The sequence below is a fragment of the Paenibacillus amylolyticus genome, assembly GCF_001570725.1.
GTDB lineage: Bacteria > Bacillota > Bacilli > Paenibacillales > Paenibacillaceae > Paenibacillus > Paenibacillus amylolyticus_A.
In genome coordinates this window covers 160,200-177,525 of the sequence record NZ_BCNV01000005.1, presented here as the reverse complement: position 1 = coordinate 177,525, position 17,326 = coordinate 160,200, and the positions used below count along the sequence as shown (strand labels likewise).

Sequence of the window (17,326 nt, the reverse complement as noted above, 5' to 3'; positions counted from 1 at the left end):
TCAAGTAAAAGGCTGACTTTTCGAGTGTGTTGGCACCGAATCATCAGCCTGTTGTGCAGATCATGAAAGATAAAGAATAATTTTATGTTATTGGTGATAAGAAATGGATGACTATAACAACGATAAAGTATGACATGATGCTAGACTAAGATCTCCGAATAGGAGGGCTTGTTCGTTTCACCTTCGAGATGGTAACTAGTGGCTGTACCACAAGTGAAAGTATAAAGACTGGGGTTTTCACCTCTTCTTTTTCCGCACTGTACCGCCTTCCACCGTATACCGAAATAACGCATCTTCCGCGCCCCCGATATCATCCGTAACCTGAAACGTCGATGCATCGCCTGACTTGTATACACTTCCCGTCACAAAGCTGAACACCACATGCTCATCTTTACCCCAATATGGATTCAGCATGACAAATGTACTACCGCTCACGCCCTTTACCGTGCGTTTGCCATTGGCATTATACAGACCATTCTGATCCATTGCCCAACTCTGGGGATCGGCATCGAAGAGATGTGTAAAGCTGGCTCGATCAATATGTTTATTCGTTTTACCCCATAGATACACCCGATTGGCATCCAGAGCCCAGCTCCCGGAAGGTGTTATTAACTCAAACGTCGATGCATCCGCCCCCTTAATGATCTGAAGCACTTCGTCAGGATGACCGAAAGGCTGACTTGTCCGAACAACCTCTGCACGATACACATGGTGCTGATCCTTCGAAAGTCCAAGATGCTCCGTCCCGGCAAACACTTCAAACTGCCGGGCATCTGCCTCGCCGACACGATATCCGTTGTAATACACATGATTGCCATCACGACCGAAAGGTCCACCTAGCGGTTGGAACGTATCCGGGTCTGCTCCTTTTACAGTACGCCACTGAAAATAAACCCGTTGCTGGTCCCGTGCAAACTGCTCATCCAGCGCTTCAAAGGTAGATCTGTCGGCTCCACGGACAAGGTTGAATACCGCTTTTGCATCCCGACGATACGTACCGCCCCACTCGGTTCTATAAAAAATAGACGACGCGGTCTCAACCCAATTGCCTCTTAGCTGCGTAGCGCCCTCTGCACTGTGGGCATAATGCGCATGCCACCAGCCAGGTACGTCGGGATGATGTTCTTGCAGCCACGCCCTCACCTCATCCTTTTCCCCATTCGCATAGCGAAGAGAACTGGACATATGGAACAAATGGTCCTTGTCGGTGCAATAGTCGTGATGAGCAATCACAGCATTCGTATCGATATCCTCAAATAGATGAAAATGCGTACTGCTCTTTACATATAAATAACGTTGGTCCTGAGCAAAGTAGGGCGTATCCGGCAATAGCCGAAAGCTGTTCGGATCAGAGTCAGGCACGGCCTGATCTTCCAGATATACGTACTGAGAGTCGCAGCAGTAATCTTCATCAATCACACGAAAAGCTCCCGTATCCCGGCTGAACAAACTCGCCTTGTTCTTGCGAGCATTGAACCACCATATTCCCTGACGATCACGCAGATAGGCAAAGGTCAGCCATCCTTTTGTATACGTAGAGATGACTTCAAAATCCTGAGCAGTAATACCTCCCTTAATGGGAGTGGTCGCTCCATCTTCTTCATTTTGCAATATCACCTGAAGGTCTTCATCTACAATAAACTTGTCCATGACGGTTCACCCTCCAACCCTGTTGTGGAAATCAATCTCTCCTCATTTTAGCGCGTGTACCTGATTCTCTCCACATCATTGCACATGATATTTCAGCACAATTCCTCCGCTCTCACCGCTCAGCCCCGTTGAAATGCCGGTTTGTTCAGCAATGGATGGATTGTTCACTTGAAAAAGTGTATGGCACAACTAAAATATAAATGAAAGAATCAATTTTATACTCCCTTTACTTAGTGTGTTATGAAATTGATTTGAGAACGCTATATTTAAGCTGATATCTCTCGGGAGGTGTATGTAATGGGTAACAGGAAAGCGGTTTGGTTTCTGGTCTTCGCACTCACGTTCACCCTGTTTGGACTTCATCCTGAACGGACAAGCGCAGCAAGTGTCACAATAACCAATGGCACCGATTGGCTCGACACCGCAGGCAACCCCATCCATGCGAACAGCGGCAACATTCTGCAGGTAGGCTCGACGTATTATCTGTACGGTGAACATGCGGTAGGTGGCAGGTTCGATAGCGTGAACGTCTACACCTCCACCGATCTGAAGAACTGGACTTTCAGCAATGCCATCCTGACGAAAGATTCCGCAACCGAGCTGGCCTCCAGTAAGATCGAACGCCCCAAAGTCATCTATAACGCCTCCACCAACCAGTATGTGCTCTGGGCACACTATGAGAACGGTACAGACTACAACCTTGGGCGTGTAGCGGTCGCAACAAGCAATACCCCGAATGGCAAATTCACCTATGAGGGCAGCTTCCGCCCACTCAATTATGAATCCCGTGACATGACGGTCTTTGTTGATACCGATGGCACAGGTTATCTGGTTACTGCTTCACGCAAAAATGGCGGTGCCAATGATACGATGGCTATTTTTAAAATGAATGCAAGTTACACCGGAATACAATCCTTCGAGGGCTGGCTGTTCGAGAACGCCTACCGTGAAGCACCTGCTGTTGTGAAAAAAGGAAACCGTTACTATCTCTTCACCTCTCAAGCCGCTGGCTGGTATCCGAATCAGGGTGCTTATGCTACAGCAACTTCCATGACGGGCTCATGGACTGCGCTTACGCCATATGGCAATCCATCTGCCTTCGGTTCGCAGATACATGATATTGCCACGATTACAGGCAGCAACACCACATCTTACATCTACATGGGGGATCGCTGGAATCCGATGAACCTCGGAGAGCACAAACATATCTGGTTGCCGCTAACCTTGAATGATTCGAACGGAACAGCATCACTGGAGTGGTATACCACATGGAATATCGATGCAGTAACGGGTGCAGTAACACCGCCTGCTCTCGTCAACCATGCCCAAGGCAAAACAGCTACCGCTATCTCCACAGCCTCCGGATCGTCTGCATCCAACGTCAATGATGGCAACTACCAGACTTCATGGGTGGCTTCCTCCAATAGCTGGCCTGCTTGGTGGCAAGTGGACTTCGGCGCACCAAAGACGATCACCGAGATCGACACCTCCTGGTTTATGTATAAAGGTTCTGAAGGATACTACAAATACAAAATTGAGATTAGCAACGATGGTGTTAATTACTCCACCTTGGATCGCACCAACAATCTGACCTATGGTTTCACCACGGATGCCGTGCATTTCACCGCCCGTTATGTACGGATCAATATGGTGAACGCCGTCTTGTGGAATAATCCGGGGAACTGGTACACCCCAACCCTGCACGAGGTCAAAATGTTGGGTCCTGCAACACCTGAAGCCACAGGTTACAGCCGGTTCAGTTCACACAACTATCCGGATCGATACATCCGGCATGCCAATTACACCGCTCGCGTGGATGCCAACGTCTCTCCTGTTCTGGATTCACAGTTCCGCGTCGTACCGGGCCTTGCCAGCTCCACGGGAATTTCACTGGAGTCTGTTAACTTCCCAGGCTACTTCTTGAAGCGCAACACCAGCAACAAAATTGTACTTGAAGCTTATGCCGACACCGCTGCCTACAAAGGAGATGCTACGTTCCTAAGCGGTCCTGGTTGGGCTGATAGCACCAAAGTATCCCTTCAATCGTATAGTCAGCCCGGCTATTACATCCGGCATTATGATTACGTGTTACAGCTCGATGCCATCAACGCATCTAGCAGCTCGACGGTGAAGAGTGACGCTACGTTTGGGCGAACCAATTTCTAAGCAAAATAATTGGAGTTGAGGATGAGTCATCTACATCTACAATTCGAGGAAAGGTCGTTTTTTCAGGAGTCTCAACTGAAGAAGCGGTTTTTTCTGCTGCACGGTTTCAGATATAGATGACGTAAACCCCATCTCAGACTGAAAATGCAGGTTTCATTAGAGCGAAATCGCCAGCCAGACTGGCTAGTGGCTGCCAGCTCTCGATCGCTATTTTATAATGACTGGCATATGCCTCTGCATTCACCCGTACGTGCTCTACTTTTCCAAGAACCACATGATCTGTACCCACCTCGATAATACGATCCAGTGTAAGTTCAAAAGCAATCGGAGATTCGAGCACGGAAGGTACATCTACACGTATGCCTGCCTTGGGTGTAACCCCCGCCAGTTGAAATTCATCTTCGCGCGATGCTACATCTGCTGACGAACGCTGCATGGACGCTGCAAGTACAGCGGGAACTACATTGATCACAAACTCTCCGGTCTCTCGTATATTGACGAGTGTATCCTTCACTGTTCCTTCTCTCTCACCTACACCAGGCCCAATGGATAGGAGCAGCGTCGCCGGATTGCGTGAAGCAACGGTAAAAAAACTAAATGGAGCGAGGTTAAGTACACCCTCCATACTCCGCGTAGAAACCCAGGCAATAGGCCGTGGTACCACGGAACCGATCATCAATTTATACATTTCATCGATGGTGATATCACCTGTTGCAAACTCAAATACATTGTTTTTTTCCACTGACACTCGCTCCTTTCTACTCTGTCCCTGAGCAGCTCCTTCGGTTTACAAAGCCCCATGGGAAACATATAGTTGGTATAAGAATATACACTTGTTCACCACAAAAAAAGTACGCACTTTGAAGTGCGTACCTGCATAAAGGAGCTTATTCGTGATGGATAACCCGAGTAAAAAAACAGCGGAAATACTCACCCCATTCGACTACACCCTATCCATTATCGGCGGAAAGTGGAAGATGAAAATCATGTATCAACTTGCCTTTCATGGGGTCACACGCTACGGAGAACTCAAAAGGCGTGTCCCCGGGATCACGTACAAGGTATTAACCTCTCAACTGAACCATTTGGAACGTGAAGGTGTGATAAAACGAGTGGAGTATGATCAGACTCCGCCCAAAGTAGAGTATTCCTTAACCCCCCGAGGCAAGAGTCTAATGCCCATTCTGGAGGAAATCTGCAAGTGGGGTGTGTATAACGTACCTGAGACACAACCGTTGCATGAATTATAGTGAATTGGGTTGATAAGTGCGAAGGGCTTCATCCAGAACAATGCTTCCCAAGCAGGATTTCCACCTACTAAACTTCGCAACCGAAGGTTGGTCGCACCGAAGGTTGAGTTATTAATAAAAAAAGCAGGTGAAGAAAAACAAATTGTTTTTTTCACCTGCTTTTTTAGTGCCATATAAGACAGTCTTGTTTCACGTTCTGTGCTACCAAAACTCATATATCGTGCGCTTTGACATCACTGGTGTGTCATAAAGTTAATGGGAATCGTTCTCTTTTGGTCTGCATACCAACCATCATATATATAGGAATCCATTACTGATTTAAAAGCTAGCGAAACAACACTGTCTTCCGCCACCGTCTTATCATCTGTTAGGAAATTCCCGTCACTATTGTTGATCTCATTATTGTCGAGAGGCAGCCACTTTCCATACAACGTGTAAGTATAAGAAACAATTCCTAAATTTGACATATTTGTCTCAAAATCATAGGCACTGGTATGACGTGTATCTCTATACCAACCTTCGAACACAAATCCTGGTTTCACTGGAGGTTCAGGTACTTGGACTTTATCCATACCTCCAAGGAGGGTCTGAGAAGCAACCGCTGAACCACCATTAGACTCGAAGTTCACCGTATAGGGACGTCCAAAATATGCGTCTAACTCAAAGTTTCCTGTCACTGGCGTCTCGAAATTGTAAGCATCTGCCCAAGGCTTACCCTTTACGTACCACCAGTAGAGTACCCATCCATTTTTATCTGGAGGAACGGCGTCAGGTCTAGTAACCACATCGCCCTCTGCCACTGACTTTTTAACCACTTCAGTTGCTATACGTAAAGTTACCGTATATAAGACCTTCCATTTTGCATACAATGTGATGTTCGTCGTCACCGGTGTCTCAAAATGATAAGCATTGGTCAAATCTTCATCGCTATACCAACCGATGAAGGTATAACCTTCTCGATGTGGTGCGGCAGGTTCAGAAACCACTTCCCCTTCCAGCACCGGCTGCTGATCTGTCACCGCTGAACCATCCTTATGGTCGAAGATTATTGTAAAGACGGGTGTCCATTTCGCATACAACGTGAGATTTGTCGTTACAGGTGTCTCAAAATTATAGACACTGGTCAAATCTTCATCACTATACCAATTACCGAATTCATAACCTGTCCGCGTCGGAGATGTAGGCACCGCAATTTTAGCATTATACTCCACTGTCCCGGCATTTACTGCTGAGCCGCCTTTACTATCAAATCTCACGGTGAACTTAGGTGCCCACTTCGCATACAACGAAATTTCACTCGTCACCTGAGCCCTGAAATCGTAGAGTATCGTCAGATCGCTGTCACTGTACCAGCCTTTAAACACATAACCTTCGCGCGTTGGACTTGAAGGCTCCTTAGCAGATTGTTGATGGTCCACAGACTGACTACTCAACTTCTTGCCGTCGCTTATGAAGCTTACCTCATAGCTATTCAGTATCCATGCCGTGTGTATCTCATAATTCCTCATTATTGGTGTTGTGAAGTCAAATGCTTGGTTCCGCTTCTCTTTATCTCTCCAGTACAAGAACGTATGATTTGGTTTCGGTAGTGGCTCAGGTGCCACTGCCACACCACCTTCAGTTACCAGCTGATCGATTGGCTCAGTCTTTTGTTCATCATAGAAGCGAACTCTATACTGTATTTTTTGAGCAACTACCCATTTCACATACAAGGTGATATCACCATTCACGATTTCGGTTGTGAAATTATATGCCTTTGTCAAATCTTTGTCGCTAAACCAACCTCCGAACACATATCCCTCCCGCGTTGGTGGTTGAGGTGCCGCAGGTTTTGTTCCTTCGTAGACCGCCTGATCGGATATCTCTGTCCCACCATTACTGTTGATGCTCATCGTATACCCACGCATCCACTTCGCGTACAACGTAATATTACTCGTCACCGACATTGCGAAATTGTAAGGTTGCGTAAGATCACTGTCGCTATACCAACCTCCGAACGCATGATCTTTCTTCGTTGGTGTGACTGGTGCGATGACAGTTTTTCCATAAGCTAACGTTTGATCAGGAACTTCTTCCACTCCACCATTACTGTTAAATTTGACAGTATGCTGGTCTATGTCCCACTGAGCGATATACTCGATATCTTGTGCAGGCATGGTTACCGCTGGGACAGCTGACCACCCCTTGAATTCATGACCTGCCCAAGTTGGATCACCGAAATGTAATGAAGTCGTTGATCCGTATTGTACATCTATCTCCTTTGCAGGTGTATTCAAGTCATTGTAATCTATGGTCAACTTATACGTATTGCGCGTATAGTACACCCGTAGAACCGTTGTACCGTCGCTGGCAATATCGGCATCTAACACAGTTCCCGGAAGAGCTGTATCTACAGTGAATCCTTCGTAAGACCTGAGTGATTCTTTAGGCAGAGTTACCCTCGTATTGGTTATACCCCGATGCGTTTCTACATCTGCAACCGTGTAGGTTGGATGCCCTATATTTTGCTGCAAGTATACGACTTTGTAAGGCGTATCATCCCTGACTGTCCAGTTTGCGGTATAAGTCGCGTTATCCGTTGGCATCGTATTTGGGACATTCGGTGACCAACCCGCAAACGTATATCCCGTTCTTGTCGGAACTGGAATTCGATTAACGATATTTTTATAAATTAGATCCGTTAGTTTACCTTCCGGTGCTCCCTCATAACCTAAATTAAAAGTTAATGTCCGACTTATCGGTTTGTAATAAATATTAACAACCGTTGAACCATCACCCTTAATATAGATACCTTTTACTGCAACTTCATTATAACCACGATCTCTATATTTGTTAGAGGTTATACGAATCTCTGTATTTGTTGTTCCTGTCTTCGTTTCGGAATCCGTAAGCACAGATATTTTCTGTGAGTTTGCATCTATCAAATAATGATTGACTTTGTACGGTGTGTCTGTGTTCACAATCCAACGTGCATACAGTTTTGGAATACCTGTAGGCATCCTGTTGGGGATGTCCACTTTTGTACCACCATAGGCAGAAGTATACCAGCCATCGAAAGTATATCCCGGATTTACTGGGACTTTGTTTTTCACTTGAATGGCTGCATTAAAGGCAGCAGTCACAATCTCAGATGGTTCTCCATTACTTGGATCGAATTCGATCGTTAGATCACCATCCGCACTTTTAATCCAGTTCAGCGGAATCGTACGTTGAATCGGAGTTGACGTGAATGACATCGGCGCTCCCTTCCAAGTAATAACTAATTTAGCCGCACTCGATGGAATCGTCTTATTTCTAACTTGTACCCCTTTTTTATCTAGCAAAAATCTGAAGTTATCACCGCTTAATTGAATATCAAATTGTGAACTATCATATGTTTCTTCCGTCGTTATACCTGTTTTCAAATTAAGAGTATTCATCTTGAAAAATGACTCTGGTAAATTGCGAGAGTCAGCATTTCCTCTAAAGAGCAACCCAAGCTCATCATCCTGTGGATAGGCGAAGTCATAGACGTTCTTTTCTTCCCCAATCGTATACAGTGGCCACTCTTCATCCGCCAGTTCTACGCTATCCGAGAGCGCTCCATCGCCTAATTGGGCGCCAAGTGCCACCTCCAAATATATGCCGATCTCGACGAACAGGGCCCCTAAAGACTTCGTCGTCTTCACTCCGCTAATATTTTTTAGCTGATAGTAGAAGTAACCCCACAGATTCACATACACGCCTGGTTCTACAGCAATTCCGATACTATTCAAATCAACACTGCCAATTCCCGCTTGAACTTCCATATGAATACCGGCTCGCAAACCGAGCGTCCCCATCACATAGAAGGTAAACTGGTAATCGCCGTCTTCTGGCAAGCTAACCGTATTACTCGAACCACTGAAACTCAATACACGTAAGGTCACTGAGTAGCGCTTAGCCATCTTATAATAGAAATCTGCCCCGATGGTTAAGTTCACCTGCGCGCTAACTACAAACTCAGCTTTGAATTGGACTTCAATAATCCCCAGTGCCACACGCACGCTCTTTTCAAAGAGCGTCTTCTTGATTAATGGAACCCACTCCGTTTTCTGACTCAACATCTCTTGATACTGTTCCTTCAATGATTCCGCGTCTACGGCGGTATCTTGCACACCCTCCATGACCGCTTCAATCTCTGTTGCAATGTTCCGCACCTGACTAAATTTGCCAGAGGTCTTCGCATCCAGCCAGTTCGTCAGCGCAGCTTCCAACTTATCTGGTTCGACAAGAGCCATCTCTGCCGTGATGTTCATTCCGGTATAGCTATAAGCATCCAGATTCGCTGTGATTACATAATCATCAATGACTGGGAAGATCGGGATATCGCCCAAAAATGTCGAAATGGTATACCAATGCCACTTCGTCTCCGAATTCACACCGAGATCCAGGCTCATCTCCTGAACGAATGTACTGGTCATATGGATGATCAGATCGCTATCTTCACTAACATTCACAACAATATCCGCGCCCACTTGCAGTGTAGCACTCACACCGGAGGATCGGCCGTTAATGTTCTTCAGTTTTGTGCCAAGTTTAGCAACAACGGTCAGATTCTCCACACTTACCCGACCACTGTCACCAGAGAGGGCACGTGATGCCTGAGCATTGATCTTCTGAATCTCCTCTGTCTCCATCGCCAGTTCTGACAGGTATTCCGCCGCTTGATCAACGAACCCGCTATCTAAGGCTTGCTCCTCAATCTGTTCTTCGAGCTGTGCGATCTGGTCTTTCGACAACAACTCTTCGCCTTCAATGGCTTGCTTCTGATAGAGGTCGAACGCACTCGTGACGTCATCTAGCGTAGCATCGGTATACGTAATGATATTCATTTCTGCCGCAGGCGTAATTGACGTGATGCGCCCGTAACCAGTGGCCACAAAATCCGATTGGGCAAATCCACCCTCATAGAACCCGATAAAGTCGCCTACATCCACTGTCGTCAGCTCATCCAAGCCGAGTGGCTCATACATGCTGTCACTATAGTTCATCACAGTCTGCTCAACCGTGATGGAATGGTTATCAGGATCATTGTCTGTGTCTGCATCTACACTCACTGGCAGCACATCCGGTTTGAACAATACTTGATTGATATCTGCTTGACCATAGGTGTAGGTCGTATCGTTCACCGCTGAGATATGGACATAGGCGATATCGCCATTGTCTTCACCGGTTGTTTCTAACGTGCGCAGATCAGGGCGAACCCCTTGATAGATGGCGACGGTATCGCCAGCTTCAACCTCGGTGCTTCCGTTATATACGAACGTACCGCTGCTTGCATTGGCTTCAGCCAGCGTATTTCCACTACCACCTACCGTTGTGGCGACTACAGGAATGGCTGCCGAACCAACCTCCGTGCCGTTCAGCATCATATCCGTGACATCCGCAAAGGACAGGTAGACCATGCTCGTATGCAGCGGGATGTCCATGATTTCTTGCTTCGCAACGCCAAACACATAGATTCTCGTCGTCGCGTCTTGGCCTTGGAAGGTCAAGTTGTCGTCTGTCAACGTAAGTTCATACGTGTTGCCTTCTACGAAATGACCACCTTCTACTGCGGACGCTACCGTGAACTTCCCGTTCCCTCCCGTGACGGTGATCCCCTCAAATTCAGGATTGGCTGTATCCTGAAACGTCATGCGAGCTTTGACCTCAGATGCTGTTAGGCTGCCCGATGTATCTTGTACAGCGATCGTATAGTTCGTCGCAACATCCAGTACCGAGTAGCTAGGCGTACTTTGTACAGCACTGTCCACGCGATCCGTATACTTTGCATATAATTTCGTATCTGCGGTCAAGGTACTGCCACTTGCAAAGATGAGTGAAAGATCACTATCTGTAAACCACCCTTGAAATATATATCCATCCCGCGTTGGAGCAGGAAGATTATTGAGCACCTGGCCTGGTCGTACCGTCTGCGCAGCGACCGCCGAGCCACCGTTGCTATCAAACGTTAGTGTATACGCGGTGGAACCCGTTCCGGGGTTACCTCCAGGTGTTGGCGCTGGTGTCACCGGTTCCGTCGGTGTTACGCCACCATTATTACCGCCGGGTGTTGGTGTTGGGTTTACCGTTGGAGTTCCCGGTTGTGTAGGTGTTGGAGTAGGCGTCACCGGCGTTTGATTCTGATTTTTCCACGGCTCTACAACCGCGTTGTTGCGCATGAAGAGAACCGCTGCTTCCGCGCGACTCGCTTGTGCACGCGGATTGAAGTTCCCCTTTTCGTCCCCGGTGAACACACCGGCTTGCCACAGCTTGATGACCGCGTCAGCCGCCCAAGGCGATACATCCCCGAGATCGCCCGGCTCTGTCGTGACCGGATTCTCGGTCTGATAAGGGATCTGTTCGCTTTCGAAATACCGCAACGTCATCGTCGCCATTTGCTCCCGAGATACGGTAGCATCCGGCGAATATTTCCGATCCCCCGTGCCATCGGTAATTCCCTTCTTAACCGCCCATTCGACATATGGCGCATACCAGCTGCCCGCCTGTACATCGGCAAAGCTCGAAGTGGAGTACGCCCCGGCATCGACTCCGGCCATCCGTCCAAGTGCCGTCACATACATGGCACGTGTCATTGTCCCCTTAGGAGAGAAGCTACTCGCGTTCGTTCCGCTGAATATGCCCTTCTCCTGCACATGGACGACTGCATCATAGAACCAGTCGGTGGGACTCACATCCTGGAATCCACTGGATGTGGTTACTTTTGTCATCTGCATCGGCAGTTCAGCCGCTACTGCCGATTGTGCTGGTAATAGGGGCACGGCAGAAACTACTAAGCTGATCACCAGCATCCACATCAGGATCTGCCGGCTCACCTTCCATCCCTGTCTTACTTTCTTCACTTTCATTCATCCCTTCTATGTATAGATCAAACTAAAAAAGACCGTCCAAAATTCGACTGCTTTAAGGTACGATAATGCCAACTTTACAGATTGAATTCGTTCACCGACCTTTCTTATCAGTCGCAGTCGAATTGTGACACCAATACATGCAAATTATGTCGTTTTTTCTTCCGTATTTTATCATGCGAGATAGGGGCGCTTGTGAATTATAAAGAAAACTTTAAGTAAGCAACTACTTGCAAGTGAGAACATCAATGACATCAAAAATAGCGGCGTAGGGAAGGTAACTCCCACACCACAATTTTTCATGAATTTTAAAGCTAGTCTGCATTCCATTCCAGATGATTCGCGTGTGAACGATTCACCTAGCAGAATCGACTATAACGAACTGCTCTTCCCCCAACGCAGTCTTTGAGGAAGTGAAAAAATACTAATATGCCTCTTGGGTTTCACTGAGATAAAAGGCTCCTGCTGATTCTTCGCCACATTGTGGGCGATATGCCTGAAGCGCAGCCCGCTTTCAAACTCGGGATTAAGCGCAATCGGGATGCCCTTATGTACGGAACGTATAATTTCTACATCGGCATGGATCACGCCAATCACACCGATATTGAGAATATCGATAATATCCTGCATCTTTACCGTTGCCGAACGGGCTTCCTGTCCGTCGGCCATATTAATGATGAGCTGTGGCGGAGCCGGAATCATATCTTCTAATAATCCGATTACGCGATCCGCATCCTGAAGCGATGTACGATGAGGCGTAGTAACGACAATAGCCTCATCTGCTGCCAAAGCTGCATTCCAGAATCCATTTTCAATGCCTGCCGGCGAATCGATCAGCACATAATCATAGTTCTGGGCTATTTGCTGCACAACCTCGCCAAAAACTTGCGGATCATCGTGATGCACCGCATCGTTACTACAGGAGATAAAGGACAAGGTACTGATTCGCTTATCTTTGACGATCACTTGATGTAAAGCACATTGACCCGTCAGAAAATCGGAAATATGATACCTTACCCTATTGCCCAAACCAAGCGGAATATCCAGATTTCTCAATCCAAAATCAGCGTCGATCAGGCAAACGCTGCTCCCCGATAAGGCAAGGGCAGTCCCGAGATTAGCCGTGACCGTTGTCTTGCCAACTCCACCTTTCCCTGATGTGATACATATAACTCGTGCCATCGAAGCCACTTCCTTCTTCAAGTACTAATGCGGGACAGCAAGACAACCATTTCTTCACGTATTATCGTTTGATCCGGCTCGAATGAACGTCCTCTTAGCTAATAATCAGTTGCAATTTGATGAAATATGTCGTTATATCGACCAATGTGATTTTATCATGATGGATCATCCTACTTGAGAAACCTAAAGAAAACTTTAAATCCGTGCGTATTGGATCGTTTAATTCTTCGGAGAGATGGCACATCATTTTGACGAGGATGGAAAAGCGCAGACTGGTGTTGAGGAATTCAATATCTTGAGTCGATTACGAAGCTAGTGGAAAAAACAAAAATGGGCCAATAGCGTCAGGTACTGCTCCAACGCCATTTTCCCATTTATAATAGACTACCACCCTTACTGCTATATTCATGCTTGTGATGTACTGTTAGAAACCAGCATATATCCGCTCCCCCGAACCGTAATGATTCGCTCGGGGTCGGCAGGGTCAGACTCAATTTTTTTGCGTAAATTACTGATATGTACAGCGACCGTTCTCGTATCCTCCAGACTTTCCATTCCCCAGATGATTTGAAACAACGTATCGACACTAACGACACGATTCACGTTTTGTGCCATATAGGACAGCAGACTGAACTCTTTTTTCGATAAATAGATAGGTTTACTCCCCGTGTTGACGGACTGCGTGTAGAAATCCAGTGTCAAACCCGGTAACTCCAGCAGTTGTTCCCTTCTACCCGTCGACACTCTGCGAAGGTGAGCCTTGATCTTGGCCATGAGCACTCCCGGACTGAACGGTTTGGTCACATAATCGTCCCCGCCATAGGACAATGCGCTAATTTTTATTTCGTCTTCCTCTTGACTGCTCAGAAACACAATCGGCGCACTGGTGAGATTACGCGCATTCCTGCACCAGTCAATACCGTTCTCATTAGCCAACAATATATCCAGTATAATTAAATCCGGCTCACACGATGCAAGCAGCTCCATCGCTTCTGACCCGCTATGACTGCAGGTGGAGACAAATCCCTCCCTATCACAATACACCTGCACAATCTCGCATATATGAGGATCATCATCAACGATCATGATTTTGTGCGTGTCCATCTCATCACCCCTTTCCTTCAATCACCGTACAAGGAAACGTTACATAGAATGTCGCCCCCATCTTGCCGTCGCTCTCCGCTCGAACCATGCCTCCGTGCGCTTGTACGATTTCCCTGCAAATTGCCAGCCCCAGTCCACTGCCCTCTATGCCCATTCCCGGCCGATCATATCTGTAATTACGTTCGAAGATTTGCTCAAGCTGCTCCGGAGGAATACCCATTCCAGAATCCTGTATGCTAATTACTGCATGGGGAGCATGATTCACCATTTCCACAATTAGTGCAATACGCACCAGCCCCCCGCTGGAGGTGAACTTCATGGCATTTGACACTAGATTAAATAAAGCCTGTTCTATTCTTTTCGCATCCATCTCGACAACTGGCAAAATAGATCGTCTATCCTCGGTATCTCCGATATCCAGTATGAAGTCTAATCCTGCGTCGCGCACTACCAACTCATATTGTTCAAAAAAACCATGCAAGAAAGGAATCATCTGAACTGGCTCCATTCGGTACGAGACTTGTCCGGTCTCCAAATGAGACAAGAAGGACAACTCCTCGATCATACGGTTAATCCTTATCGTGTTCTCCCGAATGTACTTCAGATATTGTTCATTGCGTTCCGGTTTGACCCTGTCCTGTATAGCTTCTACATATCCAAGCATACTGGACAACGGCATACGCAGATCATGCGTAATATAAGCAAGTAGCTTCTTCCTCCCTTGCTCGGAGTGAAGCAGTCGGTCATACGAGGTTTGGAGATCATCATGCACTGTAGATAAGGCCTGTGTTCGTTCCTGAACGGTCTGTTCCAGATTCATATTCATTTCAATCAGCTTGTCATTAACGTACTGTAATTCACGTGTAATTCTCTCTTCGTTCGATGCCGTCCTCGTAGATCGCGAAGACAGCAGAATCAGCTGCGCGATCGTAAATATCAATAAGCCAAGTGGAGATGTATTTCCAACTAGCGACCATCCATTAAAATACAAAAAATCGTTGACAACCGTGACCAAAGTAACCACCGACACCAGCAGGAAGATCAGCGCTCCCTCCATACGTCGCACAGCCGCCTGAACCAGTCCGATCATCAGATAAATCATATGTAGAACTACCATCACACCGATGACCAGCAAAAATTTTGTATATATAATTGCAGGGGTTACCACTACAAGGATACAGAATGCACCAGTTACGATCCGGGTGCCAAGACGAAACCAGCGCGACACATAATTCGGAAAAATACAATCAAAATACATGGTGATGATATAACCGCTGAGGCAAAGAATCAGATATTCGATCTTGAACTGCAATTCCCAAGGAAAATGAGGCAACCATTGTGTAAAGATAAGCTCGCCGTTGAACAAGGATCGAATACCAAGCAGTACAGTAAACAGGCCAAAATATAACGGAGCTCTATCCTTACGTCGCAGCATGAACAACAGCAGATTATACAAACCGATCACTAGCAAACTTGCCGTGATGAACATATCCCTGGCAAGATTCAGATTGGTCTTGGTCGTTAGTGCGTCACTGCCACCCAGCTCGATATCCTTGGTAATGCCGCCCCGATGATGTTGGAAGTTGGATACTTGCATGACCAGCTCTAACGTGTCGCTTTCAGGCTGAAAATACACCAGCTTTGTTTCCAGTTGCGGGGTCATGCTGTGCTTGTCCTGACCAACCTCACCAACTTCTGCCAGCAGCTCGCCATTGACCCATAATTTGTACGCATTAAAAATGCTAGGCAGCCGCAGAGCAAGCATCTCATCTCGATCCTGCTCGCTTAGATGAACGACCAGTCCAAAGGTTGCATAGCCTGTACCGGTCAGCCGCTGACCTTCTAACGGGTAGCCCAGCCAGGAGCTTGGAATGTTAATCCAGTGGTCCTGATTTCCTTCCCTTGCCGAACGAACCCGCATATTCTCAGGCGACAGCAGATCTTGCCAGTAGAACGCCCACTCCCCTGTTAACTTTTGCGGATTCGTACTGAGCTGAACCTGCGTTAAGTCCAGAATGCCTTCTTCACTTTGAAACTTAGGAGAGCCCGGCTCAGAGAGGACGACATAGCCTGCAACCAAGCCAACAACAACGGCAACAACGATATAAAGCCAGACCTTACGAGAACCGGCTCGAAGAATCCCCCTCATGATGTACCCAACCCCATTCTACAAAAGCGCAATAAGTAAGCTGATTACCCAAATAATATCATCATTAAAGGAGAATGTACCCTGAAAATTTCTAGCAGGTGTCGATAGCTAACATCGCGATGAGACCCTTTTGACGACGCGTGCTTAGCTGGGTTCGCCGCCACAAAAAAAGTACGCACTTTGAAGTGCGCACTGATATGAAGGAGCTTATTCATGACTACAGTGAATTATTGATAATGTCCGCAAATGCGTCCCTATTGTACGTGTCATCCTGAATGCGCCATTCTCCCTGATTCTGCAAAAAGGTGATATCGCCCGATAGCGGAATAGACTTGAACTCCTTGCCATTCTCGTCAGTAAATTTCAGATCAAGCGTGTATTCCACAAGAATCCAGTCGCTCTTGTTATCTTTGATCTTGGTTTGTATATTTTCAGGATGCAGCTTCGCTTGTTCGATGTGTGCAACCTGAAGAGGCAAGACAATATATCGATTAGCCATGTAAGCCTCGTAGTTTCTGGAGGTCAGGAATGGCTTCATGGTGTCCCCTTTGGCCAATAACCCTTCCATCTCTAACGTATCCTCATAGTCCTTGCCATCCACGGTGAGTTCTGTTGTCTTATAATCCAGCGACATTTCTAGCGCATGTTGCTGCTCCTCCGCTGTCGCCTTCTGATCACTCACATCACTCGGCTGTTCCGTTACTGGTGGAGTTATGGGTTCAGTGCTTTCCGCTGGTTCAGATGGTGTACACCCCATTAACATGGCGGCGGAAAGAAATAATGTACCCATCACAGATGCCAACTTGCGCATGGTTAATCCCTCCCTTTCTCGTCAGTATTACTCTCAATTATCCCTTCAATAGGATATAATGTCCAGTTATTGAGTGCATCTGAACAGACATCCAGTGAATTACATCCATTGGGTGTCATCATCATCATAGATTGTGTTATAG

9 protein-coding genes are annotated in these 17,326 nt (G+C 46.8%); 2 read left to right on the top strand and 7 right to left on the bottom strand.

The features are described from left to right. Positions 1 to 237 precede the first annotated feature (237 nt). On the bottom strand, positions 238 to 1,650 hold the full coding sequence (locus PAHA3_RS20820; RefSeq protein WP_062836613.1) for a DKNYY domain-containing protein: 1,413 nt from the start codon (positions 1,648 to 1,650) through the stop codon (positions 238 to 240). Between the two features lie 297 nt (positions 1,651 to 1,947). Here PAHA3_RS20820 and PAHA3_RS20815 point away from each other — a divergent pair, with 297 nt between their 5' ends. Next, positions 1,948 to 3,816, top strand: a complete 1,869-nt coding sequence (locus PAHA3_RS20815) for an AbfB domain-containing protein (RefSeq protein WP_062836612.1) — start codon at positions 1,948 to 1,950, stop codon at positions 3,814 to 3,816. A 133-nt stretch (positions 3,817 to 3,949) separates the two neighbouring features. Here PAHA3_RS20815 and PAHA3_RS20810 read toward each other — a convergent pair whose 3' ends face one another. Continuing rightward, positions 3,950 to 4,558, bottom strand: a complete 609-nt coding sequence (locus tag PAHA3_RS20810) for a flavin reductase family protein (RefSeq protein WP_235599519.1) — start codon at positions 4,556 to 4,558, stop codon at positions 3,950 to 3,952. A gap of 154 nt (positions 4,559 to 4,712) precedes the next feature. Here PAHA3_RS20810 and PAHA3_RS20805 point away from each other — a divergent pair, with 154 nt between their 5' ends. Next, positions 4,713 to 5,066, top strand: coding sequence for a winged helix-turn-helix transcriptional regulator (locus PAHA3_RS20805; RefSeq protein WP_062836611.1), 354 nt, complete (start codon positions 4,713 to 4,715; stop codon positions 5,064 to 5,066). Positions 5,067 to 5,299: 233 nt separating this feature from the next. On the opposite strand, the gene PAHA3_RS20800 is transcribed toward PAHA3_RS20805, so the two are convergent. The 5 genes from PAHA3_RS20800 to PAHA3_RS20780 all read right to left on the bottom strand — a co-directional run bounded on the left by PAHA3_RS20800 (position 5,300) and on the right by PAHA3_RS20780 (position 17,184). Then, a complete protein-coding gene (locus tag PAHA3_RS20800; RefSeq protein ID WP_167350919.1) occupies positions 5,300 to 11,932 on the bottom strand; it encodes an InlB B-repeat-containing protein in 6,633 nt (2,210 codons plus the stop codon). Positions 11,933 to 12,310: 378 nt separating this feature from the next. Then, the gene (minD, locus tag PAHA3_RS20795) at positions 12,311 to 13,120 is read right to left on the bottom strand and encodes a septum site-determining protein MinD (RefSeq protein ID WP_062836609.1); all 810 of its coding nucleotides are present in this window, start codon (positions 13,118 to 13,120) and stop codon (positions 12,311 to 12,313) included. A 405-nt stretch (positions 13,121 to 13,525) separates the two neighbouring features. Continuing rightward, complete coding sequence (locus tag PAHA3_RS20790; RefSeq protein ID WP_062836608.1) at positions 13,526 to 14,224, bottom strand: response regulator transcription factor; 699 nt, start codon at positions 14,222 to 14,224, stop codon at positions 13,526 to 13,528. 4 nt (positions 14,225 to 14,228) lie between these two features. Next, positions 14,229 to 16,373 (bottom strand): sensor histidine kinase, encoded by a 2,145-nt coding sequence (locus PAHA3_RS20785; protein WP_062836607.1) that lies wholly within the window; start codon positions 16,371 to 16,373, stop codon positions 14,229 to 14,231. A 217-nt stretch (positions 16,374 to 16,590) separates the two neighbouring features. Then, positions 16,591 to 17,184, bottom strand: coding sequence for a hypothetical protein (locus PAHA3_RS20780; protein ID WP_062836606.1), 594 nt, complete (start codon positions 17,182 to 17,184; stop codon positions 16,591 to 16,593). Between the last annotated feature and the right edge of the window lie 142 nt (positions 17,185 to 17,326).

What these genes read in the sequence shown, in the direction of transcription:
- PAHA3_RS20790 (WP_062836608.1), bottom strand. Translation starts at nt 14,224, where the DNA reads ATGGACACGCACAAAATCATGATCGTTGATGATGATCCTCATATATGC.
- PAHA3_RS20805 (WP_062836611.1), top strand. Translation starts at nt 4,713, where the DNA reads ATGGATAACCCGAGTAAAAAAACAGCGGAAATACTCACCCCATTCGAC.
- PAHA3_RS20820 (WP_062836613.1), bottom strand. Translation starts at nt 1,650, where the DNA reads ATGGACAAGTTTATTGTAGATGAAGACCTTCAGGTGATATTGCAAAAT.
- PAHA3_RS20815 (WP_062836612.1), top strand. Translation starts at nt 1,948, where the DNA reads ATGGGTAACAGGAAAGCGGTTTGGTTTCTGGTCTTCGCACTCACGTTC.
- PAHA3_RS20785 (WP_062836607.1), bottom strand. Translation starts at nt 16,373, where the DNA reads ATGAGGGGGATTCTTCGAGCCGGTTCTCGTAAGGTCTGGCTTTATATC.
- PAHA3_RS20780 (WP_062836606.1), bottom strand. Translation starts at nt 17,184, where the DNA reads ATGCGCAAGTTGGCATCTGTGATGGGTACATTATTTCTTTCCGCCGCC.
- minD (WP_062836609.1), bottom strand. Translation starts at nt 13,120, where the DNA reads ATGGCACGAGTTATATGTATCACATCAGGGAAAGGTGGAGTTGGCAAG.